Genomic DNA, 15,400 nt, shown 5'->3' on the forward strand with positions numbered 1-15,400 from the left:
AACGCGGGAGCAAGCTCCCGCGTGGCGGATCAGGCGTACGGGGCGACTAGCCCCGCACGCTGGAGCGGAAGCAAGCGTGACACTTACTTGTTTTCCTTGACCTCTTCGAACTCGGCGTCGACGGCATCGTCGCCAGCCTTGTCCGCAGTAGAGGCTTGCGGCTGCTCGCCCGCCTGGGGCTGCTCGGCGTACATCTTCTGTGCCAGCGGGGTGGAAACCTGGGACAGGGCGTTCATCTTGGCTTCGATCTCAGCCTTATCATCGCCCTTCACGGCCACTTCCAGCTCGCCCAGCGCTTTCTCGATGGCAGCCTTCTCCTCGGCGGTGGCCTTGTCGCCAGCCTCGGTGATCATCTTGCGAGTGGCATGGACCAACGCGTCGCCCTGGTTACGAGCAGCAGCCAGCTCTTCGAACTTGCGGTCTTCCTCGGCATTGGCCTCGGCGTCACGCACCATCTGCTGGATTTCCTCCTCGGACAGGCCGGAGTTGGCCTTGATCACGATGGACTGCTGCTTGCCGGTAGCCTTGTCTTTGGCGGACACGTGCAGGATACCGTTGGCGTCGATGTCGAAGGTCACTTCGATCTGCGGCACGCCACGCGGAGCCGGTGGGATCTCGGCCAGGTCGAACTTGCCCAGGGACTTGTTCTGACCAGCCTGCTTGCGCTCACCCTGCAGCACATGAATGGTCACGGCGGACTGGTTGTCGTCAGCAGTGGAGAACACCTGCGACTTCTTGGTCGGGATGGTGGTGTTCTTCTCGATCAGCGCGGTCATCACGCCACCCAGGGTTTCGATACCCAGGGTCAGCGGGGATACGTCGAGCAGCAGCACGTCCTTCACGTCACCGGCCAGTACGGCGCCCTGGATAGCAGCACCAATGGCAACGGCTTCGTCCGGATTCACGTCCTTGCGCGGCTCCTTGCCGAAGAAGTCAGCGACTTGCTTCTGCACCAGCGGCATACGGGTCTGGCCACCAACCAGGATTACTTCCTGGATGTCGGATACGTCCAGGCCGGCGTCCTTCAGGGCGATGCGGCAAGGCTCGATGGTACGAGCAACCAGGTCTTCCACAAGGGATTCCAGCTTGGCGCGGGAAATCTTCACGTTCAGGTGCTTCGGACCGGTCTGGTCTGCAGTGATGTACGGCAGGTTGACGTCGGTCTGCTGAGCGGAGGACAGCTCGATCTTGGCCTTCTCGGCGGCTTCCTTCAGACGCTGCATGGCCAGGGGATCGCCCTTCAGGTCCATGCCGGACTCTTTCTTGAACTCGTCGACGAGGTAGTCGATCAGACGCAGGTCGAAGTCTTCACCACCGAGGAAGGTGTCACCGTTGGTGGCCAGCACTTCGAACTGGTGCTCGCCATCGACTTCGGCGATCTCGATCACCGACACGTCAAAGGTGCCGCCACCCAGGTCGTAGACGATCACGGTATGGTCGCCCTTGGCCTTATCCATGCCGTAAGCCAGTGCGGCCGCGGTGGGTTCGTTGATGATGCGTTTGACGTCCAGACCGGCGATGCGACCGGCGTCTTTGGTCGCCTGGCGCTGGCTGTCGTTGAAGTAGGCCGGAACGGTGATCACCGCTTCGGTCACCGGCTCGCCGAGGTAGTCTTCGGCCGTCTTCTTCATCTTTTTCAGCACCTCCGCGGAAATCTGCGGCGGCGCCATCTTCTGGCCCTTTACCTCAACCCAGGCGTCACCGTTATCGGCCTTGGCGATCTTGTAGGGAACCATCTTGATGTCTTTCTGCACGACGTCTTCGTCGAAGCGGCGACCGATCAGACGCTTCACTGCGTACAGGGTGTTCTGCGGGTTGGTAACCGCTTGACGCTTGGCGGACTGACCAACCAAGGTTTCGCCGTCGTTGGTGTAGGCGATGATGGACGGCGTGGTGCGAGCGCCCTCGGCGTTCTCGATCACCTTGACGCTGCCGTTCTCCAGGATGGCCACGCAGGAGTTGGTGGTCCCCAGGTCGATACCAATGATTTTGCCCATATTTTCTCTCCCGAAACTTTGGATTCTCCGCAGCCTCGTTCTTCACGGACTGCGGCAGCACATAAACGCTTGATCTAACAAATGGGGGCCCGAGCCCGGATTTCAAGCCTGCTCGTCAATCGACGGCGGCGTCGCACTCGGCGCCTTGCTGACCACCACCATGGCGGGACGCAGCAGACGGCCGTTGAGCAGGTAGCCCTTCTGGAACACCTTCAGCACGCTGCCAGGTTCGACATGGGTGCTTTCTTCCATGGCCATGGCCTGGTGGTGCTCAGGATTGAAGGGCGCACCATGCGGATCGACAGCTTCCAGCTGGTAGCGCTTGAGCGTGTCGTGGAACAGCTTCAGGGTCAGTTCCATGCCCTCGCGCACCGGCTTGATCGAGTCATCGGAGGCACTGGTCAATTCCAGGCCGCGCTCGAGGCTGTCGACAACCGGTAGCAGGTCGTTGGCGAATTTCTCCAAGGCGAACTTGTGCGCCTTCTCTACGTCCTGCTCGGCGCGGCGGCGGATGTTCTGCAGCTCAGCAGCAACACGCAGCGACTGATCCTGGGCCGCAGCCAGTTGCTCTTCCAGCACCTGTACGCGGGTGGCGAGATCGTCACCGGATGCGGTTTCGGCAGCGGGATTCGCTTCGGGGGTCTGGTTATCCAGGGTCTGTTCGTCGGCCATGCCTTCCTCCTCATACAAGACAGCTGCGGGTAAAGACCCGCTGATATGTCCGCCTATATGGGGCCGCAATTTGTCGGTTCAAGGGGGAGAGGCAATTGTCAGCCAGAAAACAAACACTGTATAAATACACAGCCACCTCAGCGCGGGAGTCGCACCATGCTGGTACATCTGTCGATCCATAACTACGCCATCGTCGAGCACCTGGACCTGGAGCTCGAGGGCGGCATGTCCGTGATCACCGGCGAAACCGGTGCCGGCAAGTCGATCATGCTCGATGCGCTGGGCCTGACCCTGGGTGATCGCGCCGACAGCGGCGTGGTGCGCCCCGGCGCCGACAAGGCGGACATCCTCGCCAGCTTCGATGTCAGCAACATTGCCGAAGCCCGCGACTGGCTGGATGAACGCGACCTCGAGCAGGACGGCCCCTGTATCTTGCGCCGTGTGATCACAGCCGAGGGTCGTTCACGCGCCTATATCAACGGCTCCCCTTGCCCGCTCGGCGACCTGAAGAGCCTCGGCGAGCTCCTCATCGATATCCATGGCCAGCACGAACACCAGTCCCTGCTCAAAGCCGACACCCATCGTCGCCTGCTGGACGAGTTCGCCAGCGCAAGCGACCTGGCTCGCCAGGTGCAGCTAGCCGCCCAGCGCTGGCGGCAAACCCGCCAGGAGCTGGAACGCCTGTCCCGCGCCGGCGACGAGCAGCGCGCCCGCCACCAACTGCTCAGCTACCAACTGGACGAACTGGAAAACCTTGCCCTGGGCGAGAACGAGCTGGACCAGCTGGAGCAGGAGCACAAGAACCTGACCAACGCTGAAAGCCTGCTGGCTGCCTGCCGGCAGGTAACTGACATATGCAGCGAGAGCGATGCCGGCAACGTGCTCAGTGCGCTGACCGCCAGCCTCAACCGCCTCACTGCCTTCCAGGCTCAGCCGGGCGCCCTGGCCGAAGCGGTCAACCTGCTGTCCAGCGCGCAGATCCAGGTCGAGGAAGCCATGGGCGAACTGAACCGCTTTCTCGATCACTTCGACGCCGACCCTGAGCGCCAGCAGGCACTGGAAGAGCGGCTCGACACCATCTACACCCTGGCGCGCAAACACCGGGTACAGCCGGGCGAGTTGGCCGAGCTGCAGCAGAAGCTGCTGGACGAACTGGAAGCCCTCAATGCCGACGACGAAGCCGCTGAACGCCTGGCCGAGGAACTGGCCGCCTACGCACGTCACTACCAAGAGAAAGCCGCGGAACTGAGCAGGCTGCGCGGCGAGGCGGCCGGCCGCCTGGCAGGCGCAGTGGAAACCGAAATGCAGCGCCTGGGCATGCCGGGCGGACGCTTCAACATCCAGCTGCATTCCAGCCAGGTCGAAGAACCTCAACAATATGGCCTGGAGCAGGTGGAGTTCCTGGTCAGCGCCAACCCCGGCCAGCCACTAAAGGCACTGGCCAAGGTCGCCTCGGGCGGCGAGCTGTCCCGCATCAGCCTGGCCATCCAGGTAATCACTGCGCAGACTTCACGAGTGCCCACCCTGGTCTTCGACGAAGTGGACGTGGGCATCGGCGGCCCAACAGCCGAAGTGGTGGGCCAACTGCTGCGCCGGCTGGGTGAGCGCGGCCAGGTACTCACTGTTACCCATTTGCCGCAGGTGGCCGCCCAGGGGCATCACCACCTCTTCGTACACAAGGAACGCGGCACCCAGGAAACCCGCACGGCGGTGGCCAAGCTCCAGGAAGCACCGCGCATCGAAGAGATCGCCCGCATGCTGGGCGGCGTCGACCTCACCGAGGAGTCCCTGGCCCACGCGAGAAAGATGGTGACCAGCGCTCAGGGCTGATCCCCGAAACGAAAAAGGCGACCCGAAGATCGCCTTTTTTGTGCGCGAAGTGCTTACTTCTTCTTGCGCACGTAGAGCACCAGATTGTGGTCGACCAACTCGAAGCCACGCTCCTTGACGATCTCCTTCTGGCGCTTCTCGATCTCCGGATCGAAGAACTCGATCACTTCGCCGCTATCGACGCACACCATATGGTCGTGGTGGCCGCTGTCAGCCAGCTCGAACACCGCATGACCGCCGTCGAAGTTGTGGCGCACTACCAAACCCGCTGCCTCGAACTGGGTCAGAACCCGGTAGACAGTGGCCAGGCCGACGTCTTCGCCAGCCTCCATCAGGGCCTTGTAAACATCCTCCGCGCTCATGTGGCGTTGCTCGGTGGAGTCGAGCATCTGGAGGATCTTGACCCGAGGCAAGGTCACCTTCAGGCCGGCTTTACGCAGTTCGTTGTTTTCAACCATGGTCAGCTTTCTCGAGGAATGCAGCTTTCGCAGCTTCCCTTAATGCAGGTATGATCGGGACTTTTGATGCCCGTCCAAGATAGTGGAAGTCTCCCACCGATGCAAAACACCAAGCTCCTGCTGACCAGCCTCTCCTTCGCAGGCTTGCTCGCACTCGCCGGTTGCTCGTTCCCCGGGGTCTACAAAATCGACATCCAGCAGGGCAACGTCGTTACGCAGGACATGATAGACCAGTTGAAGCCCGGAATGACCCGGCGTCAAGTGAGGTTTATCATGGGCAACCCCCTGATCACCGACACGTTCCACGCCAAGCGCTGGGATTACCTCTACAGCATCCAGCCGGGTGGCGGCCAACGCTTCCAGGAACGCGTCAGCCTGGCGTTCGACAGCAACGACCAATTGATCGGCCTGGCCGGCGACTTCATGCCCGGCGTGAGCCGTGATGAAGCGATTCTCGGCGGCGAAAGCTCTACCACGACCACCTCGGCCAAACCTGAGCAGCAAGCGCAGCCCGAGGCCGAAGAGCCGGCAGCACCTGGCTCCCTGCTGGAGAAAATCCAGAAAGAAGTGGATAGCGCAGAACCTGTGCCGGTCCCGATTCCGGAACCGCTGGAAACCTCGCCGCAATAACCTGTGGCAACAAAAAGCCCGGGCTGGTCCCGGGCTTTTTCATGGGCGGGACTCAGGCGTCCCGCTCACCTGCACGAACCTGGGCGGCCTTCGCCGCACGCTGTTTGCGCACCTCTTTGGGGTCCGCAATCAGAGGCCGGTAGATCTCCACCCGATCCCCCTCATCCAACAGACGCTCCTCCGGCTTGGGCAGCGCCTTGCCGAAGATACCGAGCGGACAGCTGGCCAGGTCCAGCTCGGGAAAATGCAGCGCCATCCCCGAGCGCATGACCGCATCGCGAGCACTGATGCCGCGCGGAAAGGCCAGGCGCAGCAAATGCTGACAGCCCGCCAGCGCATAGACCACCTCGACCTGGATCACATCAGCCATAAAGCTGCTTCGCCCGCTGGCAGAACGCGTCCACTAAGGTGTTGGCGGCCTGATTGAACAGCGGCCCCAAGGTGGCCTTGATGATCGGGCCGGCGTAATCAAAACGCAGATCCAGACTGATCTTGCACGCCTTGTCCCCAAGCGCCTTGAAGTGCCAGACACCGTGCAACTGAGTGAAAGGGCCTTCCTCCAGATTCATCTCGATGGCCTGCCCGTTGTCCAGCTTGTTTCGGGTGACGAAGCGCTGGCTGAGGCTGCCCTTGGCGACTTCGAGACTGGCGAGCATATGGATCTCGCTCACCTCCATCACGGTCGCAGACGAGCACCAGGGCAGGAACTCCGGGTAGCGCGCCACATCGTTGACCAGGTCGTAGAGCGCCTTCGCAGGAAACGGCAACAGGGCGGAGCGCTGGATATGCGTTGTCATCTTGGCCTCGAACAAGGTTCCGAGCCGCGCAGCGTAAGGATGCGTCGGGCCGGACCGGTCAAAAAAGTGCCGCATTGTCAGGGATTCGCCAGTATCGCTCAAGCCTACGCCGCCGTAGCCGCGCCGTCTGCGACTCCCTATAATGCGCCGCCTATGGCTAAGCAAAAGAAACATCCGGAAGGCACCATCGCCCTCAACAAGAAGGCGCTGCACGACTATTCCATCGAACAGAAATTCGAAGCCGGGCTGGCTCTCGCCGGCTGGGAAGTGAAAAGTCTGCGCGCCGGAAAAGCACAGCTGGTGGACAGCTATGTGCTCCTCAAGGACGGCGAAGCCTGGCTGCTCGGCAGCCACATCACCCCACTGAAGACGGCGAGCACTCACGTGATTGCCGACCCAGTGCGTACCCGCAAGCTGCTGCTGCACAAACGCGAGTTGGGCAAGCTGTTCGGCGCGGTGCAACAGAAGGGCTATGCCTGCGTGGCGCTGTCGATCTACTGGAAGAAGCACCTGATCAAGTGCGAGATCGCCCTGGCCAAGGGCAAGAAGGAATTCGACAAGCGCGCCACGGAGAAGGAGCGCGACTCCGACCGCGAAATTGCGCGAGCCATGCGCACCAAGGGCAAGGAATAAGCCCCCCAAGAAGCGCCGGGCAATGCCCGGCGTTTCTTTGCTTGCCTCAGATGCCCTGCCGTCGCTGTGAACGCGCCAGCCGCTGTACCTCGAGCTGACTCTCCTCCAGCACCTCCTGCACGTATTGAATATGCAGATGGGAAATCTCCCGCGCTTCCTCGGCGCGCCGCTCGATGATCGCCTCGTAAAGCGCGAGGTGCTGCTTGGTCAGCATCTCGCGAGTCTCGCCCCTTTGCAGGTACATCCCGCCGATGTTGGTCACGACGTTGTGCTTGAGCAGGTCGAACAACCCTCGAATGGTGTGCAGCAGTACGGCATTGTGGCTGGCTTCGGCAATCGCCAGGTGGAAACGCGCATCGGCGGCCCCCTCTTCCTCCCGACTGGCCTTGCTGTCGGGGGCGTAACAGGCCTGCAGCGTATCGAAAGCGGCTTTCAGCCGCTCATGGTCGACCGACGTGGCGCGCTGCGCGGCGTAGAAGGCGCATGAGCCCTCCAGGGTGTGGCGGAACTCCAGCAGGTCCCTTTGCGCGTCCGGATTGTTTTCCAGCAACTGCAGCAGCGGATCACTGAACGTCGAACCGAGCCCAGAGGCCACGAAGGTTCCGCCCCCCTGACGACTGACCAGCAGTCCCTTGGCCACAAGCTTCTGGATGGCTTCTCGCAATGACGGGCGTGAAACGCCGAATTGCTCGGCCAACGCTCGCTCTGCGGGCAGACGCTCACCGGCCTTGAGCGTCCCCTCGAGGATCATGGCACCCAGTTGGTCGACGATGTCATCCGACAAACGGCGCTGCCGCACCTGCCCCACCTCCATCTTTCACCTCTTATTGGTTTGACCATCCAACCAGCTCTGCAACCGGCACTGGAGGCAAGCCTATCCCCACTGTCCAGACGCAGCAACCTCGCCCTGCTCGACCAAAGTCGCAAGGTTGAAAATTGACATCACGAACGTACGGCTCTTACTCTTTCACCGCAGCCTTGTAAATTGGTCTTACCACTTTACAAAAATAACTCCTAACAATTCCAAGAACGAGCCGAGGTTTTCAGCATGCCGCACCCTCTCACCCACGCCATGCCCGATTGCACCCGCCCTTGCCACCCGCCGCGCCACGCGCAGTGCTGAGCGGAGACTCGACATGTCGAACGGACTGCTTGCGTTCCTTGCCTTCTCTCCCATCCTCCTGGCAGCCATCCTGCTGATCGGCCTGCGCTGGCCGGCCAAGCGCGCCATGCCCCTGGTTTACCTACTGACCGCGGGTATCGCGTTGACCGCGTGGGACATGAGCTTCAACCGCGTGCTGGCCTCCACTGTGCAGGGCCTGGTCATTACCGGCGGAGTGCTGTGGATTATTTTTGGCGCCATTCTGCTGCTGAACACCCTCAAGCACTCGGGTGGCATCACAGCGATTCGCACCGGTTTCGCCACCATCAGCCCTGACCGGCGAATCCAGGCCATCATCATCGCCTGGCTGTTCGGCTGCTTCATCGAAGGCGCCTCCGGTTTCGGTACTCCTGCCGCCATTGCCGCTCCGTTGCTGGTCGCCATCGGCTTTCCCGCCCTGGCCGCGGTAATCCTCGGCATGCTGGTACAAAGCACGCCCGTCTCCTTCGGTGCAGTCGGCACCCCCATCGTCATCGGCGTGAACAGCGGCCTGGATACCGCCACCATCGGTGCCCAACTGGTCCAGCATGGCTCCACCTGGGACGCCTTTTTGCAGCTCATCACAAGCCAGGTGGCACTGATCCATGCCACCGTCGGCACGGTAATGCCGCTGATCATGGTGCTGATGCTGACCCGCTTCTTCGGCCGTGAGAAAAGCTGGAAGGCCGGCTTCGAAGTGCTGCCCTTTGCACTCTTCGCCGGCCTGGCCTTTACCCTGCCCTATGCCGCTACTGGTGTGTTCCTCGGCCCGGAGTTCCCCTCCCTGCTGGGCGGCCTGGTAGGCCTGGCCATCGTCACCACCGCAGCTCGCGCGGGCTTCCTGGTTCCGAAAAGGAGCTGGGACTTTGCCCCGGCCAGCGAATGGCCGAACGAGTGGCTCGGCAGTGTAGAGATGAAGCTCGACAGCCTGACCGCACGTCCGATGAGCACGTTGCGCGCCTGGCTGCCCTATGTACTGGTCGGCGCCCTGCTGGTCGTCAGCCGTGTGTTCCCCGAGGTTGGTACGGCGCTCAAGTCCGTCGCCCTGGTCCTCCCGGACCTGCTGGGTGAATCCGGCATTAAGGCAGATTTCATGCCGCTGTATCTCCCAGGTGGCATCCTGATCGCCGTGGTGATCGTCACGTTTTTCCTCCACGGCATGCGTGCGCGGGAGCTGGCTGCAGCGGTGAAAGAATCCTGCAGCGTGCTGCTCGGGGCGGGGTTCGTCCTGCTGTTCACCGTGCCCATGGTACGCATCTTGATCAACTCGGGCGTCAACGCTGCTGAACTGGCCAGCATGCCCATCACCATGGCCCGCTACGTCGCCGACAGCGTCGGCAGCGTCTATCCCCTGTTGGCACCCAGCGTTGGGGCCATGGGTGCCTTCATCGCCGGCTCCAACACGGTGAGCAACATGATGCTGAGCCAGTTCCAGTTCGGCGTGGCGCAAAGCCTGGGCATCTCCGGGGCACTGATTGTGGCCGTACAGGCCATTGGCGCCGCTGCCGGCAACATGGTGGCCATCCATAATGTGGTTGCTGCCTCTGCTACCGTCGGACTGCTCGGCCGCGAGGGCACCACCCTGCGCAAGACTGTCTGGCCGACGCTCTACTACGTCTTGTTCACTGGCCTGATTGCACTCGTAGCGATCTACGCGCTGGGCGTCAGCGACCCCTTGGTCGCCCGCTGAGCACAAGCCTGACGGAGCCCCGGCCCAGCCGGGGCCTCCGCCAACAGAAAAACCGGGTAATCCTCCAAATGATCATCTCTGCCTCCACCGACTACCGCGCCGCCGCCCAGCGTAAGCTTCCGCCCTTCCTGTTCCACTACATCGACGGCGGCGCCTATGCCGAATACACACTGCGCCGCAACGTCGAAGACCTGGCCAGCATCGCCCTGCGCCAGCGCGTGCTCAGGAACATGTCCGAGCTGAGCCTGGAGACCAAGCTGTTCGATGAGACCCTGTCCATGCCCGTAGCGCTGGCCCCGGTCGGCCTGACTGGCATGTACGCCCGCCGGGGCGAGGTGCAGGCGGCAAAGGCGGCCGCAGCCAAAGGCATTCCCTTCACGCTTTCCACCGTTTCGGTCTGCCCGATCGAAGAAGTGGCACCGGCCATCAACCGGCCCATGTGGTTCCAGCTCTATGTGCTGAAAGACCGCGGCTTCATGAAGAACGCCCTGGAACGGGCCAAGGCCGCCGGCGTGACCACCCTGGTATTCACCGTCGACATGCCGGTGCCCGGCGCCCGCTACCGCGACGCCCATTCCGGCATGAGCGGGCCCAACGCGGCGATGCGCCGTGTACTGCAAGCCATGACCCACCCGGCCTGGGCCTGGGACGTCGGCCTGCTCGGCAAACCTCACGACCTGGGCAATATCTCCACCTACCGTGGCAACCCGACTGGACTGGCGGACTACATCGGCTGGCTGGGAGCCAACTTCGATCCATCGATTTCCTGGAAGGATCTGGAATGGATCCGTGACTTCTGGGAAGGTCCGATGGTGATCAAAGGCATCCTCGACCCGGAAGACGCCAAGGATGCGGTGAAGTTTGGCGCCGACGGCATCGTCGTCTCCAACCACGGCGGCCGCCAACTCGACGGCGTGCTCTCCAGCGCCCGCGCACTGCCAGCCATTGCCGACGCCGTGAAGGGCGAACTGAAGATCCTCGCCGACTCCGGCATCCGCACCGGCCTGGATGTAGTGCGCATGCTCGCGCTCGGCGCCGACACCGTGATGCTCGGTCGCGCCTTCGTCTATGCCTTGGCCGCCGCCGGTGGCGCAGGCGTGTGCAACCTGCTGGACTTGATCGAGAAAGAAATGCGCGTGGCCATGGTGCTCACCGGCGCCAAGTCCATTGGCGAGATCAGCGCCGACTCGCTGGTACGCGAACTCGGTCGCTGACCGGTCGACACAACCCGGCGGGCCCACCGCGGCCCGCAACAATAGACGGGACACCGCATGAGCCTGCCGATTCCTTTCCTCAACACCGTCGAACGCCTGATCCCTTGCGAGCGTCGCTTCGACGACCCGCTTTCTACGCTGGCCTTCGGTACCGATGCCAGCTTCTACCGGCTGATCCCCAAGCTGGTGATCCGCGTCGAGAGCGAGGCGGAAGTCGTCGCCCTGCTCAAGGCCGCCCATGCAGAACTGGTCCCGGTGACCTTCCGCGCTGCAGGTACCAGCCTCTCTGGTCAGGCGATCACCGACTCGGTGCTGCTGGTTCTGGGTGATAACTGGAACGGCCGCGATATCCGCCAGCACGGCGCACAGATCCGTCTGCAGCCCGGCGTGATCGGCGCCCAGGCCAATGCCTGGCTGGCCCCCTTCGGTCGCAAGATCGGCCCCGACCCGGCGTCTATCAACGCCTGCAAGATTGGTGGCATCGTCGCCAACAACGCCAGCGGCATGTGCTGTGGCACCGCCCAGAACAGCTACCACACCCTTGCTGGTCTGCGTCTGGTACTGGCCGACGGCACGCTGTTGGACACCGAAGACGCTGCCAGCGTTGCCGCCTTCCGCCAGAGCCAAGGCCCGCTGCTGGCCGAGTTGGCCGAGCTGGGCCGCAGGACCCGCGCCAATACCGAGCTGGCCGCGAAGATCCGCCACAAGTACCGGTTGAAGAACACCACCGGCCTTTCGCTCAACGCCCTGGTGGATTTCGACGAACCACTGGATATCCTCAGCCACCTGCTGGTGGGCTCCGAAGGCACCCTCGGCTTCATCAGTGCGGTGACCTACGACACCGTGCCCGACCACCCGCACAAGGCCAGCGCGCTGATCGTCTTCCCCGACGTTGAAAGCTGCTGCAACGCCGTGACCCTGCTGAAGAGCCAGCCAGTGTCAGCGGTGGAACTGCTGGACCGTCGCAGCCTGCGCTCGGTGGAAAACAAGCCTGGCATGCCCGAATGGGTGAAGGGCCTGTCGACCAACGCCTGCGCCCTGCTGATCGAGTCGCGCGCCGCCAGCCAGAGCCTGCTGCACGAACAGCTGGCCCGGATCATGGCGTCCATCGCCCACTTCCCACTGGAACAGAAGGTCGATTTCAGCGAAGACCCGGCGGTCTACAGCCTGCTGTGGAAAATCCGCAAGGACACCTTCCCCGCCGTCGGTGCCGTGCGCCAGACCGGCACCACCGTGATCATCGAGGACGTCACCTTCCCCATCGAACAACTGGCCGAAGGGGTCAATCGCCTCATCCAGTTGTTCGACAAGCACGGCTACGATGAGGCGATCATTTTCGGCCATGCCCTGGAAGGCAACCTGCACTTCGTCTTCACCCAGGGCTTTGACAGCGCCGAACAGGTCGCCCGCTACGAAGCTTTCATGCATGACGTGGCACAACTGGTGGCGGTGGAGTTCGGTGGCTCGCTCAAGGCCGAACACGGCACCGGCCGCAACATGGCACCCTTCGTCGAACTGGAGTGGGGTAGCGATGCCTACCAGCTGATGTGGCAGATCAAGCGCCTGCTGGACCCACGCGGCATCCTCAACCCCGACGTGATCCTCAGCAACGACCGTGACATCCACCTGAAAAATCTCAAACCGCTGCCGGCCGCGGACGAGATCGTCGACAAGTGCATCGAGTGTGGTTTCTGCGAACCGGTCTGCCCGTCCAAAGGACTGACTCTGAGCCCCCGCCAACGCATCGTGATCTGGCGTGACATCCAGGCCAAGCAACGCGCCGGCGTCGATACCGAGGAGCTGGAACAGGCCTATCAGTACCAGGGCATAGACACCTGCGCCGCCACTGGCCTCTGCGCCCAGCGCTGCCCAGTGGGCATCAACACGGGCGACCTTGTGCGCAAGCTGCGCGCGAAAAGCGCCCATCATGCAGGTAGCGCGAACTGGCTGGCCGACCACTTCGCCACCGCCCTCAAGGGCGCACGCCTGACCCTGCGGATCGCCAATGGCGCACGCAAGGTACTCGGAGCGCCGCTGCTGGAAAAGACATCCGGCGCCCTGCGCCACCTCTCAGGCAACCGTCTGCCACAGTGGACGCCCGCCCTACCCCAGGCTGCAGCGCCCATCCACTTCACGCCGCCGAGCGCCGATGCACGACCTCGCGTGGTTTATCTCGCAGCTTGCGTCTCTCGCGCCATGGGCCCATCCATGGGTGACCGCGAACAGGTGCTGCTTATCGACAAGACCCGAATGCTGCTGGAGAAGGCGGGCTACCAGGTGGTGTTCCCGGAGAACCTGGACAGCCTCTGCTGTGGTCAGCCCTTCGCCTCCAAGGGCTACGCCGAACAAGCGGAAAACAAGCGCCGCGAACTGGTGGACGCGCTCCTGACTGCCAGCCGTGGTGGCCTGGACCCCATCTACTGCGATACCAGCCCTTGCGCACTGCGCCTGGTGCAGGACGGCCTGGACTCGCGACTGCAGTTGTTCGATCCGGTGCGTTTCATCCGCAGCTACCTGATGGACCGGCTGGAGTTCACTCCCCAGGACAACCCTGTGGCCATCCACGTCACCTGTAGCACCCAGCACCTGGGGGAAGCTCAAGGGTTGATCGACATCGTCAAGCGCTGCGCCAAGAAAGTGGTGGTGCCGGAAGGCATCCACTGCTGCGGTTTCGCAGGCGACAAAGGCTTCACCACACCCGAACTGAACGCGCATTCGCTGCGCTCGCTAAAAGACGCAGTACAAATCTGCGAGGAAGGCATCTCGACCAGCCGCACCTGCGAAGTCGGCCTGACCCAGCATAGCGGTATCGACTACCACGGACTGGTCTACCTGGTGGACCGCGTGACACGTGCTCGCACAGCGTTCTAAGGCGAAAACCGGACCTCCACCTGTAATTGGATGGACTCGCCCTCGCCGAGGCGTCGAGCGCGCCACGGTGGCACCCTACGATAACCACCGACAGCGAGGGCAAGGCCATGCAAAAGCGTACGACGAAACCGCAAGCTGCACACCCGGAAACGCTCTCTCTGTGCACGACAGTCGCTGTTGATCTGGCCAAGCAGGTGTTCCAAATCGCCGGCGAAGAGGCGCACGGAGAGCTGGTGTACGAAAAGCGTCTCCAGTCGCGCGAGGCGTTCTCGAGGTTTTTGTACCAGATCGCCAAGGGCGCGACGGTCTTGCTGGAGACCGGGCCGGGCGCACAAGCCTGGGCAAGACAGGTGCAGGCCCTGGGTTGTCAGGTGCGCTTGTTACCCGCACAGCGAGTCGCCGAGCACCGCAGTGGTGCCAAGAACGATCGCAACGATGCGCAGGCGATCTTGCGCGCCGGACGCGATACCACCATCCATGCCGTACCGGTGAAAACCGTGGAGGCCCTGGCCATGCAGGCGGCGCATCGGGTCAGACAGGGCTACCTACGGCGCCGGACGACGCTGGGCAATCAAATCCGGGGGCTGCTGCTCGAGCATGGCCTGGCGATCCCGCAAGGCGCTGCAGCGCTCAGCGACCGCGTGAGCCGGATTCTGGAGGATGCCACGTTGCCGCTGCCAGACCTGCTGCGTGAGCTGATCGCCGATATGCAGGCGGAATGGCAGGCGCTGGAAGGCCGTCTCCTGCTGCTGACCAAACGGCTGGAACAATGTGCACGCGCGGACAAGACCGCCTCGCGACTGATGAGCGTGCGCGGGGTTGGGCCGATCATCGCCACTGCCCTGGTCGCCAAGCAGGTCAAGCCCGCGTGCTTCCCGAATGCACGCCAGTTCGCGGCCTACTTTGGCCTGGTACCCGATCAGCACAGCAGCGGGCAGAAGGTTCGGCTCGGCAAGATGAGCAAACGCGGTGATGGTTATCTGCGCAGCCTGATGGTCGAGGGCGCCCATGCGGTGCTCCGCACGCTCAAGGCTGACTCCGAGGAAGTGGACGACCGTCGGCTGAACCGCTGGATGCAGCGGCACGGACGCAAGGGGGCGGCCATACGTCTGGCCAACCGCAACTTGCGTATCGTCTGGGTGCTGCTGCAGTCGGACGCCCGCTACTGCCGTAATCCCTCTGTCCAACCGGGAGCAACGATAGCCGAATAGATCCCACGAGATCCCGCCACCGAGGCGCTGAGCGCCTCAACCGCTGCTGAGAACATTGACCCCAGGTCAGACCGTCGCGCGATGATGCCTGCCATCCTACTGGCCCCTAAGCCTCTTCGTAATTGGCACGGCGCGAGCTCAGACAATGTTGGCCCGGAGCCCCTTTGCGGCTCCCTTGCTGAGGCCTGATACATAGATGCAACCGGGTTTCTCTGTTCAAAGCGGGTTGACAGTAAAAGGCGAGTCCATACATAGG

General features: G+C 62.7%; 13 protein-coding genes. 7 read left to right on the plus strand and 6 right to left on the minus strand.

The annotated features are described in order from the left end of the window. Positions 1 to 83: 83 nt before the first annotated feature. Both dnaK and grpE read right to left on the minus strand, forming a co-directional pair. A complete protein-coding gene (dnaK, locus tag E8F20_RS01265; RefSeq protein WP_280282081.1) occupies positions 84 to 1,997 on the minus strand; it encodes a molecular chaperone DnaK in 1,914 nt (637 codons plus the stop codon). Between the two features lie 102 nt (positions 1,998 to 2,099). Next, a complete protein-coding gene (gene grpE, locus E8F20_RS01270; RefSeq protein WP_280282082.1) occupies positions 2,100 to 2,669 on the minus strand; it encodes a nucleotide exchange factor GrpE in 570 nt (189 codons plus the stop codon). A 156-nt stretch (positions 2,670 to 2,825) separates the two neighbouring features. Here grpE and recN point away from each other — a divergent pair, with 156 nt between their 5' ends. Then, positions 2,826 to 4,499 (plus strand): DNA repair protein RecN, encoded by a 1,674-nt coding sequence (gene recN, locus E8F20_RS01275; protein WP_280282083.1) that lies wholly within the window; start codon positions 2,826 to 2,828, stop codon positions 4,497 to 4,499. Between the two features lie 53 nt (positions 4,500 to 4,552). Here recN and fur read toward each other — a convergent pair whose 3' ends face one another. Continuing rightward, positions 4,553 to 4,957 (minus strand): ferric iron uptake transcriptional regulator, encoded by a 405-nt coding sequence (gene fur, locus E8F20_RS01280; protein WP_028629993.1) that lies wholly within the window; start codon positions 4,955 to 4,957, stop codon positions 4,553 to 4,555. 99 nt (positions 4,958 to 5,056) lie between these two features. Between fur and E8F20_RS01285 the strand changes: the two genes are divergently transcribed. Next, complete coding sequence (locus E8F20_RS01285; RefSeq protein WP_280282084.1) at positions 5,057 to 5,587, plus strand: outer membrane protein assembly factor BamE; 531 nt, start codon at positions 5,057 to 5,059, stop codon at positions 5,585 to 5,587. A 52-nt stretch (positions 5,588 to 5,639) separates the two neighbouring features. Here E8F20_RS01285 and E8F20_RS01290 read toward each other — a convergent pair whose 3' ends face one another. Together E8F20_RS01290 and E8F20_RS01295 are read right to left on the minus strand one after the other, a co-directional pair. Then, positions 5,640 to 5,957, minus strand: a complete 318-nt coding sequence (locus tag E8F20_RS01290) for an RnfH family protein (protein WP_280282085.1) — start codon at positions 5,955 to 5,957, stop codon at positions 5,640 to 5,642. After that, entirely contained in the window at positions 5,950 to 6,384 is a 435-nt protein-coding gene (locus tag E8F20_RS01295) for a type II toxin-antitoxin system RatA family toxin (RefSeq protein WP_280282086.1), read from the minus strand. Before E8F20_RS01295 ends, E8F20_RS01290 begins: the two co-directional genes overlap by 8 nt. 153 nt (positions 6,385 to 6,537) lie before the next feature. Here E8F20_RS01295 and smpB point away from each other — a divergent pair, with 153 nt between their 5' ends. After that, positions 6,538 to 7,017, plus strand: coding sequence for an SsrA-binding protein SmpB (smpB, locus tag E8F20_RS01300; protein WP_028629989.1), 480 nt, complete (start codon positions 6,538 to 6,540; stop codon positions 7,015 to 7,017). 46 nt (positions 7,018 to 7,063) lie between these two features. On the opposite strand, the gene E8F20_RS01305 is transcribed toward smpB, so the two are convergent. Beyond that, the gene (locus tag E8F20_RS01305; protein WP_280282087.1) at positions 7,064 to 7,831 is read right to left on the minus strand and encodes a GntR family transcriptional regulator; all 768 of its coding nucleotides are present in this window, start codon (positions 7,829 to 7,831) and stop codon (positions 7,064 to 7,066) included. 322 nt (positions 7,832 to 8,153) lie between these two features. Here E8F20_RS01305 and E8F20_RS01310 point away from each other — a divergent pair, with 322 nt between their 5' ends. From E8F20_RS01310 to E8F20_RS01325, 4 genes are all read left to right on the plus strand, one after another. Next, positions 8,154 to 9,848, plus strand: coding sequence for an L-lactate permease (locus tag E8F20_RS01310; protein ID WP_280282088.1), 1,695 nt, complete (start codon positions 8,154 to 8,156; stop codon positions 9,846 to 9,848). Between the two features lie 68 nt (positions 9,849 to 9,916). Then, the gene (gene lldD, locus E8F20_RS01315; protein WP_280282089.1) at positions 9,917 to 11,062 is read left to right on the plus strand and encodes an FMN-dependent L-lactate dehydrogenase LldD; all 1,146 of its coding nucleotides are present in this window, start codon (positions 9,917 to 9,919) and stop codon (positions 11,060 to 11,062) included. A 57-nt stretch (positions 11,063 to 11,119) separates the two neighbouring features. Further along, positions 11,120 to 13,933, plus strand: coding sequence for an FAD-binding and (Fe-S)-binding domain-containing protein (locus tag E8F20_RS01320; protein WP_280282090.1), 2,814 nt, complete (start codon positions 11,120 to 11,122; stop codon positions 13,931 to 13,933). A gap of 107 nt (positions 13,934 to 14,040) precedes the next feature. Continuing rightward, positions 14,041 to 15,144, plus strand: a complete 1,104-nt coding sequence (locus tag E8F20_RS01325; RefSeq protein WP_280282091.1) for an IS110 family transposase — start codon at positions 14,041 to 14,043, stop codon at positions 15,142 to 15,144. The last annotated feature ends 256 nt before the right edge of the window (positions 15,145 to 15,400 follow it).

Source organism: Pseudomonas sp. BN415 (assembly GCF_029871195.1).
Classification (GTDB): domain Bacteria; phylum Pseudomonadota; class Gammaproteobacteria; order Pseudomonadales; family Pseudomonadaceae; genus Metapseudomonas; species Metapseudomonas resinovorans.

Bases quoted from the DNA above. Each gene is read 5' to 3' on its own strand.
- dnaK (WP_280282081.1), bottom strand. From the start codon at position 1,997: ATGGGCAAAATCATTGGTATCGACCTGGGGACCACCAACTCCTGCGTG.
- grpE (WP_280282082.1), bottom strand. From the start codon at position 2,669: ATGGCCGACGAACAGACCCTGGATAACCAGACCCCCGAAGCGAATCCC.
- recN (WP_280282083.1), top strand. From the start codon at position 2,826: ATGCTGGTACATCTGTCGATCCATAACTACGCCATCGTCGAGCACCTG.
- fur (WP_028629993.1), bottom strand. From the start codon at position 4,957: ATGGTTGAAAACAACGAACTGCGTAAAGCCGGCCTGAAGGTGACCTTG.
- E8F20_RS01285 (WP_280282084.1), top strand. From the start codon at position 5,057: ATGCAAAACACCAAGCTCCTGCTGACCAGCCTCTCCTTCGCAGGCTTG.
- E8F20_RS01290 (WP_280282085.1), bottom strand. From the start codon at position 5,957: ATGGCTGATGTGATCCAGGTCGAGGTGGTCTATGCGCTGGCGGGCTGT.
- E8F20_RS01295 (WP_280282086.1), bottom strand. From the start codon at position 6,384: ATGACAACGCATATCCAGCGCTCCGCCCTGTTGCCGTTTCCTGCGAAG.
- smpB (WP_028629989.1), top strand. From the start codon at position 6,538: ATGGCTAAGCAAAAGAAACATCCGGAAGGCACCATCGCCCTCAACAAG.
- E8F20_RS01305 (WP_280282087.1), bottom strand. From the start codon at position 7,831: ATGGAGGTGGGGCAGGTGCGGCAGCGCCGTTTGTCGGATGACATCGTC.
- E8F20_RS01310 (WP_280282088.1), top strand. From the start codon at position 8,154: ATGTCGAACGGACTGCTTGCGTTCCTTGCCTTCTCTCCCATCCTCCTG.
- lldD (WP_280282089.1), top strand. From the start codon at position 9,917: ATGATCATCTCTGCCTCCACCGACTACCGCGCCGCCGCCCAGCGTAAG.
- E8F20_RS01320 (WP_280282090.1), top strand. From the start codon at position 11,120: ATGAGCCTGCCGATTCCTTTCCTCAACACCGTCGAACGCCTGATCCCT.
- E8F20_RS01325 (WP_280282091.1), top strand. From the start codon at position 14,041: ATGCAAAAGCGTACGACGAAACCGCAAGCTGCACACCCGGAAACGCTC.